This window comes from Psychromonas ossibalaenae ATCC BAA-1528, assembly GCF_000381745.1.
GTDB lineage: Bacteria > Pseudomonadota > Gammaproteobacteria > Enterobacterales > Psychromonadaceae > Psychromonas > Psychromonas ossibalaenae.
The window spans coordinates 95,802-107,515 of the sequence record NZ_KB906970.1 but is presented as its reverse complement, the minus strand read 5'-3'; the positions used below and the strand labels follow the sequence as shown (position 1 = coordinate 107,515).

At 42.3% G+C, this 11,714-nt stretch carries 13 protein-coding genes; 2 read left to right on the top strand and 11 right to left on the bottom strand.

Going from position 1 to position 11,714, the window contains the following annotated elements; genetic code table 11:
- Positions 1-20 precede the first annotated feature (20 nt).
- Positions 21-920 carry a LysR substrate-binding domain-containing protein gene (locus G327_RS0103410; protein ID WP_019613361.1) on the bottom strand — a complete coding sequence of 300 codons (900 nt, stop codon included), beginning with the start codon at positions 918-920 and terminating at the stop codon, positions 21-23.
- 133 nt (positions 921-1,053) lie between these two features.
- Here G327_RS0103410 and G327_RS0103405 point away from each other — a divergent pair, with 133 nt between their 5' ends.
- Complete coding sequence (locus G327_RS0103405; RefSeq protein ID WP_019613360.1) at positions 1,054-2,376, top strand: 6-phospho-beta-glucosidase; 1,323 nt, start codon at positions 1,054-1,056, stop codon at positions 2,374-2,376.
- 98 nt (positions 2,377-2,474) lie between these two features.
- On the opposite strand, the gene mltG is transcribed toward G327_RS0103405, so the two are convergent.
- The 10 genes from mltG to yceD all read right to left on the bottom strand — a co-directional run bounded on the left by mltG (position 2,475) and on the right by yceD (position 10,906).
- Entirely contained in the window at positions 2,475-3,473 is a 999-nt protein-coding gene (gene mltG, locus G327_RS0103400) for an endolytic transglycosylase MltG (protein ID WP_019613359.1), read from the bottom strand.
- Complete coding sequence (pabC, locus tag G327_RS0103395) at positions 3,463-4,299, bottom strand: aminodeoxychorismate lyase (protein ID WP_019613358.1); 837 nt, start codon at positions 4,297-4,299, stop codon at positions 3,463-3,465. The genes mltG and pabC overlap by 11 nt, the downstream gene beginning before the upstream one ends.
- A 383-nt stretch (positions 4,300-4,682) precedes the next feature.
- A complete protein-coding gene (fabF, locus tag G327_RS0103390; RefSeq protein ID WP_019613357.1) occupies positions 4,683-5,924 on the bottom strand; it encodes a beta-ketoacyl-ACP synthase II in 1,242 nt (413 codons plus the stop codon).
- A 144-nt stretch (positions 5,925-6,068) separates the two neighbouring features.
- The gene (acpP, locus tag G327_RS0103385) at positions 6,069-6,302 is read right to left on the bottom strand and encodes an acyl carrier protein (RefSeq protein ID WP_019613356.1); all 234 of its coding nucleotides are present in this window, start codon (positions 6,300-6,302) and stop codon (positions 6,069-6,071) included.
- Between the two features lie 169 nt (positions 6,303-6,471).
- Positions 6,472-7,200 carry a 3-oxoacyl-ACP reductase FabG gene (gene fabG / locus G327_RS0103380; RefSeq protein ID WP_019613355.1) on the bottom strand — a complete coding sequence of 243 codons (729 nt, stop codon included), beginning with the start codon at positions 7,198-7,200 and terminating at the stop codon, positions 6,472-6,474.
- 5 nt (positions 7,201-7,205) lie between these two features.
- Positions 7,206-8,147 (bottom strand): ACP S-malonyltransferase, encoded by a 942-nt coding sequence (gene fabD / locus G327_RS0103375; protein ID WP_019613354.1) that lies wholly within the window; start codon positions 8,145-8,147, stop codon positions 7,206-7,208.
- 45 nt (positions 8,148-8,192) lie between these two features.
- A complete protein-coding gene (locus G327_RS0103370; protein WP_019613353.1) occupies positions 8,193-9,152 on the bottom strand; it encodes a beta-ketoacyl-ACP synthase III in 960 nt (319 codons plus the stop codon).
- Entirely contained in the window at positions 9,145-10,185 is a 1,041-nt protein-coding gene (gene plsX / locus G327_RS0103365) for a phosphate acyltransferase PlsX (protein ID WP_019613352.1), read from the bottom strand. Before plsX ends, G327_RS0103370 begins: the two co-directional genes overlap by 8 nt.
- A 7-nt stretch (positions 10,186-10,192) precedes the next feature.
- A complete protein-coding gene (gene rpmF, locus G327_RS0103360; RefSeq protein WP_019613351.1) occupies positions 10,193-10,366 on the bottom strand; it encodes a 50S ribosomal protein L32 in 174 nt (57 codons plus the stop codon).
- An 18-nt stretch (positions 10,367-10,384) separates the two neighbouring features.
- Complete coding sequence (gene yceD, locus G327_RS0103355) at positions 10,385-10,906, bottom strand: 23S rRNA accumulation protein YceD (protein WP_019613350.1); 522 nt, start codon at positions 10,904-10,906, stop codon at positions 10,385-10,387.
- Between the two features lie 218 nt (positions 10,907-11,124).
- Here yceD and G327_RS0103350 point away from each other — a divergent pair, with 218 nt between their 5' ends.
- Entirely contained in the window at positions 11,125-11,706 is a 582-nt protein-coding gene (locus tag G327_RS0103350; protein ID WP_019613349.1) for a Maf family protein, read from the top strand.
- Positions 11,707-11,714: the final 8 nt, after the last annotated feature.

The window sequence follows — 11,714 nt, the reverse complement described above, 5'->3', positions numbered from 1 at the left end:
GCGGGCTGCTCTGCCCTTTGTTATTGGTTGTGTGCCAGGATCCAGTTCAAAAATGCCTGATATTTCGGGCGGACCTCTTGCCCCTTTGAGCAGATAAGATCATAACCAAGTCCGGCATCAACCGCGGTAAAAGGCGCTATCAGCTCACCTGACTCAATATGGCTGTGAATAAGTTCAGCACGCCCCATCGCAATGCCCATTCCCTGCCGGGCGGCCACTATTGCCATTTCACAATGGTTAAACTGGTATTGTCTTTGTTCGCTGTCTAAGTCAAGCGAGTTGGACTTCAGCCAGGTGGACCATTCATGGTTCGGCGAGATACTTTCAAGTGATTCAATACAGTGGATAAATGTTACACCTTGTAAATTTTCAATATTATCCGTCAAGGCAAACTGCTGCGCATATTCAGGCGTACAGACAGGCATTAACTTTTCACTAAACAAACGCTGGCAATGCAGATCCGAATGTTCTTCATTACCATAATAAATCGCTAAATCGACAGGTTCGTGTTTAAAATCGAGTTTACTGGCTTTTATCCTAATTTTAACATTTAAGTTCGGGTACAGTTTTTGAAAACTAGGCAGCTTAGGCATCAACCAGGCTAATGCAAAAGTCGGCGAAGCACCGATATATAATTCACCGCGCAGTTCATTAAAACGTATATCTTCCACTTCAGAGAAAATGTCGGCAAAAGAGTGGTTTAATGTCCCCAGCAGACGCTGACCTTCTGTGGTTAACTCCAAACGGCGGGTAAGACGTACAAATACAGAAAATCCCAGATGTTTCTCAAGATTTTTAATGCGGTGGCTCACCGCGCCCTGGGTTAAACATAACTCCTCGCCCGCTTTGGTAAAACTTAGCAAACGGGCGGCGACACTAAAAGTATGCATATTAGCGAGTAATGCCTGTTTATTATCCATAACGGCTCCTACGAATACAAAAATACTATAGATTAAAAATTTTAATCTATAGTATTTTTTATTTCGTTTGTCTGTCAACTTTATTGAGCATTTAATAGGCCTGAATATATGAATAAACAATCAGGAGATGATAATGAAAAACGGTTTAAAAATTGCGGTGATCGGTGCAGGCTCAAGCTATACCCCGGAGTTGATTGAAGGTCTGTTAAAAAGAAAAGATCAACTGCCTATAAAACAGTTATGGCTGGTTGATATCGAAGAGGGTAAAGAAAAAGTTAATATCATTGCGGCACTAGCTAAGCGCATGATTAAAAAAGAAGGTCTGAATATTCAGGTAGAAGTTACTTTAGATCGCCGCCCGGCACTAGAAGATGCTGATTTTGTCTGCTCGCAGTTCCGTGCAGGCTGCCTTGATGCACGTATCAGCGATGAGCGTATCTCACTTAAATACGGCATGATTGGACAAGAGACTAACGGCCTGGGTGGTTTTGCAAATGCCTGCCGCACAATACCCATCACGCTTGAAATCTGTAAAGAGATCGAAGAGTTATGCCCGAATGCATGGCTGCTTAATTTTACTAATCCATCTGGAATGGTTACCGAAGCTGTATTAAAACATACTAAGGTTAAAGCGGTAGGTTTATGTAATGTCCCGGTTATTATGCAAAAAGGCATTGCAGAGATGCTTAACTGCAGCGAGCAGGATATTATTATGCAGGTTGCCGGAATCAATCACTTTATCTGGGCCCGTCAAATTCTGCATAACGGAGAAAATAAGCTTGCTCATGTTATAGAGCAGATCCTCGCCGGTAACGATACATTGGTGCCGAAAAATATCCCAGCTTTTGCCTGGCCTGCTGAGTTATTAAAAAATATGGGTATGATCCCCTGTGCTTATTTACGTTACTACTACATGAGCCAGGATATTATGGACCAGGAAGTTGTTGAAGCCAGCGGTGAAGGCACGCGCGGTGAAGTAGTAAAAGCAATGGAGAAACGCCTGTTTGATATTTATAGCGATCCGCAGCTAAACAGCAAACCTAAAGAGTTAGAAAAACGCGGTGGCCAGTATTACTCAGAAGCAGCCTGTGAATTAATGAGTTCAATTTATAATGACAAACGTACTATCATGCATGTTAATACACGTAATAACGGCACCATTAACGGCTTGCCCGATGACTGTGTCGTTGAAGTGAGTTCAATAATCACTAAGAGCGGCCCGCTGCCGCTGAATGTGGCCCCGTTTCCCTCTGATACACTGCGTCTGCTGCAGCTGATGAAAGAGTTTGAAACACTGACTGTAGAGGCTGCGGTTAGCGGGGATCTTAATAAGGCGCAGCGGGCGCTTATCCTAAACCCGCTGGTTAATACCGGCTCAGTGCTGGATAAAGCTCTGCAGGAAACAGTGGGTGATAATATCGCTTTAATGCCGCAGTTCGCACACCTGCTGAAATAAAGAAATTTTAACTGCACTTATAGCGCTCACCTGCTGCGGTAAAATAAGTTCGAAAAAAAAGCCGCTAAAAAGCGGCTTTTCATAGATAGTCGTAGCTGTTACTTGCCTAAAATATACTTCTGTACGGCACGGTTATGCTCTTTTAGATTCTTCGAAAAATAAGAATTTCCATCACCTTTACTGACAAAATACAAATAGTTAGTTTTAGCCGGATGCAGCGTCGCATATAAAGCGGCCTCACTGGGCATAGCAATCGGTGTCGGCGGCAGGCCGTTGATGCGGTAAGTATTATAAGCTGTTTTTTCACGCAGATCTTTACTGCGGATACGCCCGTTATAACGCTCTCCCATACCGTAAATGACCGTCGGATCTGTCTGCAGACGCATGCCGCGGCGTAAACGGTTTACAAATACAGAAGAGATTTTGTCACGATCCGCCGACAGGCCGCTCTCTTTTTCAATAATAGAGGCGAGAATAAGCGCCTCGTAAGGCGTTTTCAAAGGAAGGTTTTTATCCCGCTCTGCCCACAACTTATTTAATACCTGCTGTTGATGTTGATAAGCTTTTTCAATTATTTTCAGCACACTCATATCAGCACGATAATGATATGTTTCAGGAAATAACAACCCCTCTAGTTTTTTATAGGGACTAGCCAGGTGCTGCAGAATTTCCTGCTCGGTTTTATCCGTAGGTTTAAGCGCTTGTGAATCATTTAATATAGTTAACCATTCTTTAAAGGTACTGCCTTCAACAAAGGTCACTTTAAACTGATATTCACGCCCCTCATTAATGGTGGTTAAAATATCCTGCAGATTAAAACCTTCCTGAAACTGATAAGTGCCGGACTTAATATTAGTTAATTCCGGGTGTAACTTAGCAACCGCTTTCCACCAGGTGAGATCATTCACTATTGACTGCTCGGCAAGTCGATTACCTAAGCGGGAGAAGTTACTGCCGCCGTCAACCGTAAACAAGATAGTTTTATCTATTCTCGGCACGGTTAAATAATCAGATAATTTATTGTATCCCCAGAAAACACCCGCAGCAGCTAAAGCAGATAAAACAGCAAACGAAATAAGGATTTTTCTAATCGGCATTTAACAAATCTCCGTCTTCTAATAATAATTGTAATTGTTGAACTAAATAAAAAGCAGCCTCGTTATAAATATGAGACCGATACTGTTTTACCGGAACAATACCCATCAGAGCATTAGTCAGGCACACTGCCTGAGCGTTAAACAGGGCATCCGCTTTAATTCTTACTTCCCTGACAGGTGTACCGGCTTTTTCTGACGCCTGCATAATCTGGCGGCGCTTGACCCCGGCAACCCCGGAGCCGTCAAGTTTGGGTGTCAGCCACTGATTATCCAAATAGATAAAAAGATTAGCGCTGCACGCTTCAATAACATAACCGTCATTATCACAAACAATGCCTTCCAATGCTTGTCTGCTTTCTAATTCATGCTTTATTAATACCTGCTCTAAACGGTTTAAGGTTTTCAGGCCGGCTAACTGGCGGTTAACCGCCAGCTTCTGCTCACACTGTACAACTTTAATCCCCTCTTTCTGCCACTGCTGATAACAATCGGGATAAGCAGCTGCAGATAAAATGCGTACAACACTGTCGCAGCCCTGGCTGCTGTATCCGCGCCCGCCGCTGCCGCGGGTTAAAATAACTTTAATCACTGCCAGCGGTTTATCACTAATACCGGCGGCTAACTGTGAAACTTCAGCTGATAACAGCTGCCAGTCAACTTCGGGAAAAAACAACTTTTGCGCACCAAGCTGCAGTCTGTACAGATGATAATCCCACAACTGCACCATGCCGTATTCAACTTTAATGGTCGAAAACAGACCGTCACCGTAAGCAAGGCCTCGGTCAGCCGCATTAATTGTTGTTGACTCAATTCCATTAATCAGCATCTTATTCATCTATTTAATAAGTAACAGGCATAAAAAAACCCGATCATCAGACCGGGTTTTTATTTTAACGTAATTATTATACCCAAGCCACTCGAAGATACAGGAATCAACAAGACGAGAGGTGACTAGATTCAAGACATAAAGCCGCAGGTCTAGCATTCTAGATCAAGGCTTTATAACGCTGAAGATGGTTGCCTCTCGCCTTGCCCTGCGGGAGCCTAGCTCGAAAATCAGCACAGCGTTACAATGTTTGAAAAGGGAATAACCATTCTCTGCATATCGTGCCTTGTTCTGACTTCCGGGCTAAGCTCTGAATCTGAATCTTTAAGTGGTTTGGGCATATAACAAATGCATCTAATAACGACTAGAAGCACTTTACTTAATTAGATACGTTTAAAGATTAATGTACCGTTTGTACCGCCGAAACCAAATGAGTTAGACAGTGCATATTCGATATCAGCAGGACGTGCTTTACCGTCTGTTACGTAGTCTAAATCACAGCCTTCGCTTGGATTTACCAGGTTAATCGTAGGCGGAGCAAGCTGATCACGCAGTGCTAATACACTAAATACTGCTTCAATCGCACCGGCAGCGCCTAACAGGTGACCAGTCATAGATTTAGTAGAGCTCATCATCACATCTTTAGCTGCATCACCCCAAATACCTTTTACAGCCTGTGTTTCCGCAATATCACCAGCTGGTGTTGAAGTACCGTGGGCATTAATGTACTGAATTTGTGAAGCTTCAATTTTTGCATCTTTAATCGCATTTTTCATTGATAATGCCGCACCTGCACCGCTTTCTGGTGGTGACGTCATATGGAAAGCATCGCCGCTCATACCAAAACCAACAAACTCAGCATAAATTTTTGCACCGCGGGCTTTTGCATGCTCATACTCTTCAAGCACTAACACACCAGCACCGTCACCTAATACGAAACCATCACGAGACTCATCCCATGGACGACTAGCTGTCTGCGGTGAATCATTACGTGTTGACAGTGCACGAGCTGAAGCAAATCCGCCCATGCTTAGTTCACTTGATGCTTTTTCTGCGCCGCCGGCAAACATCACATCCGCATCACCGTACTGAATCATGCGGGCAGCTGTACCAATACTGTGTGTACCTGTTGTACATGCAGTAGTAATAGCAATGTTAGGCCCTTTAAGGCCTTTATTTATTGAAACATGACCTGAAATCATATTAATAATCGTTGCCGGAACAAAGAACGGACTGATTTTTCGCGGACCGCTTTTTTCAAAGTTACGTACGTTAGTTTCAATAGTTGTAATACCGCCGATACCCGAGCCGATTGCAACACCGATACGCTCTGCATTTTCATCAGTTACTACTAAACCTGAATCCTGAAATGCCTGTTCAGCGGCAGCAACACCATACTGAATGAAGGTATCCATTTTACGCGCCTCTTTTTTAGGCATGTAGTCTTCAACATTAAAATCTTTTACTAAACCGGCAAATTTACAGGCAAATTTTTCAGTATCAAAATGTTCGATATTTGAGATACCGCTTTGACCAGCCTGCACAGCTTCCCAAGATTGTTCAACTGAATTACCTACTGGGGATAACATACCTAAACCAGTAATTACCACTCTACGCTTTGACACTATAACTTCTCCTACTACAGACGAATTAGATTAAATAAATACTCACCAGAAACAGTCAGTGCTAATTTAGTTAATAAACTCATTAAAACACAAAAGGCGGTCAGAAGACCGCCTTTAGAAATTCTTATCATTCACAGTGAATGATTAACCGTTGTTTACAACGTAATCGATAGCTGATTGAACAGTAGTGATTTTCTCTGCTTCTTCATCAGGGATTTCTGTATCGAACTCTTCTTCAAGAGCCATTACAAGTTCAACTGTATCTAAAGAATCAGCACCTAGATCGTCAACGAAAGAAGCTTTGTTTACAACTTCGTCTAGTTGAACACCAAGTTGCTCAACGATGATGTTTTTTACGCGTTCTTCGATATTGCTCATTTTTATTTCCTTTGTGAATACGCTATTGCGTTAGTTGCGATAGTTTATTCTATCGCGTTTAATATTCAAGTACTGTATCACTGATTCAACCAGTTATTTTTGGATATTAATCAAAAAATCGTTAAATTCCAAATGTTTTTTCATTTTTTAAATTTATATAAGGTCTATTTTAGACCATATACATGCCGCCGTTAACGTGAATAGTTTCACCGTTAATGTAGGCTGCGCCCTCTGAGGCTAAGAATGCAACAGTCGCTGCGATTTCTTTAGGATCCCCTAAACGACCGGCTGGTACAGCTGATAATGTAGATGCACGCTGCTCATCCGTCAATGCTTTAGTCATATCTGTTTCGATAAAGCCAGGTGCAACAGTATTCACTGTAATACCGCGGCTTGCGACTTCGCGCGCTAATGATTTAGTAAAACCAATAACGCCTGCTTTAGCAGCCGCATAGTTCGCCTGACCCGCATTACCCATAGTACCAACCACTGAACCCACATTGATAATGCGGCCTGCGCGCTTTTTCATCATAGGACGAAGTGCCGCTTTACTCATTTTGAAGATAGGCGTTAAGTTCGTATCAATGATGTCATTCCACTCATCGTCTTTCATACGCATTAATAAGTTATCACGCGTAATACCGGCGTTATTGACTAATACATCTACTACACCGTACTGAGCTTTAATATCAGCAAAAAGTGCCGCGATTGAATCTGTGTCGGTCACATTTAATACAAAACCTTTACCGGCATCACCCAGGTACTCAGAGATAGCATTTGCGCCGTTTTCACTGGTTGCTGTACCTAATACAGTTGCGCCTAATGCAACAAATTTTTCCGCGATTGCACGGCCGATACCACGGCTTGCGCCTGTTATTAATACTATTTGATTCTGCATGGTGACTATTCTCCTTTAACTGCAGTTAATGCATTTTCTAAACTTGCACTGTCATTGATAAACTGAGCTGTAAAGCTCTTGTCGATACGGCGGACTAAACCGCTTAATACTTTACCCGGACCGGCTTCAACCTGTAATGTAATACCGTCAGCGGCCATTTTTTCAACAATTTCTGTCCAGCGTACCGGGCAGAAAAGCTGACGAACCAGCGCATCTTTTATTTTTTCAGCATCGGTTTCTGCAGCAACATCAACATTGTTGATTACCGTGATTTCAGGCGCTTTAAATTCAATGCTCTGTAAAGCCACAGCTAATTTTTCAGCGGCAGGTTTCATTAATGCACAATGCGAAGGAACACTTACCGGCAGCGGTAATACACGTTTAGCACCCGCTTCTTTAAGTAAAACACCAGCACGCTCTACGGCTTCTTTATTACCGGCAATAACAACCTGACCCGGTGAATTAAAGTTTACCGGAGAAACAACTTGTCCTTGTTCAGCCTGTTTACAACATTCAGCAATTTTATCGTTGTCTAAACCGATAATGGCAGACATAGCGCCAGTTCCCGCAGGAACGGCCTGCTGCATTAACTGACCACGCAGTTCAACAAGTTTTACTGCATCTTTAAAATCAATCACACCCGCACAAACTAATGCAGAGTACTCGCCTAAGCTGTGACCGGCAATTACAGATGGTTTTTCACCGCCCTTCTCAGCCCATACACGCCAGATAGCCACAGATGCAGCTAACAAAGCCGGCTGGGTTTTATCTGTCTGATTTAAAGCCTCGCTTGGCCCCTGCTGCACAAGTTCCCATAAATCATAACCTAATGCATCACTTGCTTGTTTATAAGTGTCTACAACAACAGGAAATGACTCAGCAAGTTCAGCTAACATAGCGACACTTTGCGAGCCCTGTCCAGGAAAGGCAAAAGTAAAGTTTGTCATATTTTTAAATTCCTAATAATGATAAGTCTTGTCGTATATCAAAAACTACATACGAATCAGGGCACTGCCCCATGTAAATCCGCCGCCGAATGCTTCTAATAATACCAGCTGTCCGGACTTAATTTTGCCGCTGCGTACGCCTTCGTCAAAAGCCAGTGGGACAGAAGCGGCTGAGGTATTGCCGTGTTTATCAAGTGTTAATACCACCTGTTCCATGGACATCCCCAGCTTTTTAGCGGTTGCGCTGATAATGCGCTTATTAGCCTGGTGCGGTACTAACCAGTCAAGCTGTTGTTTGTCGATATTATTAGCCGCCAGAGTATCCACGACAACCTGGCTTAATTTTTTAACTGCCACTTTAAATACATCGTTACCGGCCATTGACAGATACGAGTCATGAACTGACTGCTCAATACCGCGCTGCGCATTCGGCAGTTTAAGCAGATCACCGAAACGGCCGTCGGCATTAATATGCGTTGATAAAATCCCCTGCTCTTCTGAAGCACTGACAATAACAGCACCGGCACCGTCACCGAATAAGATAATGGTAGAGCGATCCGCAGGATCACAGGTATTTGCCAGAGCATCTGCACCAATCACTAATACATTTTTAGCACTGCCGGCTTTAATAAAGTTATCCGCCACGCTTAATGCATAAGTAAAACCAGCACAAGCAGCTGACACATCAAATGCAGGGATATTATAAATCCCCAGTAAATTCTGCACTTCACAAGCAGCCGAAGGGAATGCATTATGATTACTGGTTGTTGCCACAATAATAAGATCTAAATCTTCAGCTTTTAAGTCAGCTACCTGTAATGCTTTTAAACCCGCTTCTTTGCCCATAAAGGCAATAGTGTCCTGTTTATTAGCAATACGACGCTCTTTAATACCTGTACGTGTGGTGATCCATTCATCGCTGGTATCAACCATCTTTTCTAAATCGTCGTTTGTACGTACTGTTTCTGGTAGATAACTACCCGTACCTGTAATTTTGCTATTCATGTGATAAACAATCTCGCTCTGATAAAACAGTTTCTAATTTTTTTGCTATGCTTGCTGGAATCTGCCACTGAATCTCTTTTATGGCCTGTTCAATGGCATAGGAAAATGCAACTTCATTGGCACTTCCGTGACTTTTAACAACTATGCCGCGTAAACCAATTAAACTGGCGCCATTATACATGTCCGGATGCAAATGTTTTAGCTGCTTTTTTAAAATCGGCCTTAATAATCTGCCCAGCAGTTTACTATAAATATTTGTATTAATCGCTTTATCTAACTGCTCTAAAAAGACTCTTCCCATGCCTTCGTAGCTTTTTAATGCCACATTGCCGCTGAAACCATCGGTTACAACCACGTCGGCCCGACCTGAGAACAATTCATTGGCTTCAATAAAACCAGCATAATTTATATGTTTTGTCTGCTTTAACAGACCGGCAGAGCGTTTAATAACATCATTGCCTTTATTATTTTCTTTACCGACATTCAGCAGTGCCGTGCGCGGCGATTTTATCTGCTGCACTTTTTCACATAATACACTGCCCATAACAGCAAAATTAAACAGGGTATCACTATCGCACTGTAAGTTTGCGCCGAGATCCAGCAGATAGGTAAAACCCGAACAGTTATTCGGCAGCGCGGCCACCAGTGCTGGACGTGAAATGCCCGGTAATGTTTTCAAAGCCTGCTTAGCAAGCAGCATTAATGCCCCGGTATTTCCGGCACTGACGCAGGCATCCGCTTTACCCTGAGCAACAAGATCTAAAGCCATATGCATTGATGAACCGGAACCTCGACGAAGCACATGCACTGGATTATCTTCCATGGAGATAAAATTATCTGCATGAATAAAACTCAAACGGGAGTGATCTAAAAGTTGATGTTTTTTTAAAAAAGGGAGTATTTGCGAACGATTACCAACAATAATCAGTGATAATTCGGGGTGCAGCTGGAGTGATTTTACTGTGGCCAAGAGGGAAATATGGGGGCCGAAATCGCCCCCCATGACATCAAGCGCAATGGTAAGTTTACGCAAAGTAATCCTACAATTCGATTACTTTTTTGCCTTTGTAGAAACCGTCAGCAGTCATGTGATGACGACGGTGAGTTTCACCAGACGTAGCGTCAACAGTAAGTTGAGCCGGCGCAGTTAGAGCGTCATGTGAACGACGCATACCGCGTTTTGAACGAGTTTTACGACTTTTTTGTACAGCCATTTTAAAAATTCCTGCTTGTTATTTGTGCTTTAATTTAGCTAAAGCTTCAAATGGGTTGGGACGCTGTTCTTCTTCATCAATTTCACCAAAGGTAAGTTCAAACTCACTTTGTTGACACTCTTCAATTGCGTGTTTTGCAATTTGCGGAAGTGCCAATATCAGCTCGTCTTCTACAACCTGATGAAGATTCACCTCTCCATTCTCATCATAATAAATGGATTCATAGGCGTCTGGTAAATTATTTTCCTGTTCTTGGTTATGAACGGGACAATACGTAAATTCAGCTTCACACTGATAAATCATAGGCGCATTGCACCGTTGACAAATTAGCTCTACTGCAACACTTGCTTTACCATGAAATATTCTTAGCTTCTGCTTATCAATATCAAATGAGAAAACTGTGTCGATATCAGAGTGAACACTGATTGTTGACTCTGCTAATCTGCTCAAAAGTTCTTTTGGAATTCGAGCTTCGAGTTCCAAATGCTTTTGTGCAGCGCGAACAGGATCAACGCTAATCGGTAGTTTAACCTTTTGCATGGTCGCGAATAATATAGATAGCGGTCAAGATAGTCAAAGAAAAAGGAACATTTTTGCAAAGTTTTCGTTAGGATAGCTGATTCGTATTTTTGATCTTCGGGATTCTAGATAGTGAACACTAATACCTTAAATAATGAGCGATTATTTTATTAAATTATCGCTTTATTAATTTTCCCACCATAAAATGTCTTCAATATTCCATTAACCTTGAGAAAGTTATGCCTCAGACATTAGTATTAGCGTCAACGTCACCTTTTAGAAAGCAGCTTTTAGATAAATTGTTTTTAGCCTTTACAACGGAAAAACCCAATGTAGATGAAACGCCCCTTCCCCGGGAAACGGCCGTTGAGCTTGTTGAACGACTGGCTGTTGCTAAAGCATCCGCAGTCTGCCCCGCTTATGAAAATGCACTGGTTATCGGCTCAGATCAAGTGTGTGTAAATAACGGAGTAATTCTGGGTAAACCAGGTAATTTTGATAATGCTTTTCAGCAGTTAAAAGCGGCCAGCGGTAAAAAAATCACCTTTTATACAGGTCTGGCTTTAATTAACAGTAAAACCGGTAAAACCCAGTCTTTGGTTGAACCTTATGTCGTACAGTTTAGAGAGTTAAGCGATGTAATGATCACCAACTACCTCAATAAAGAGCAGCCGTTCAACTGCGCCGGCAGCTTTAAAAGTGAAGGATACGGTATTGCATTATTTGAAGGATTTGAAGGTAAAGATCCAAACAGCCTGATCGGTTTACCCTTAATTTCTTTGATAAAAATGTTAGAAGAAGAAAATTTTGCAGTTATTTAACAAGCCTT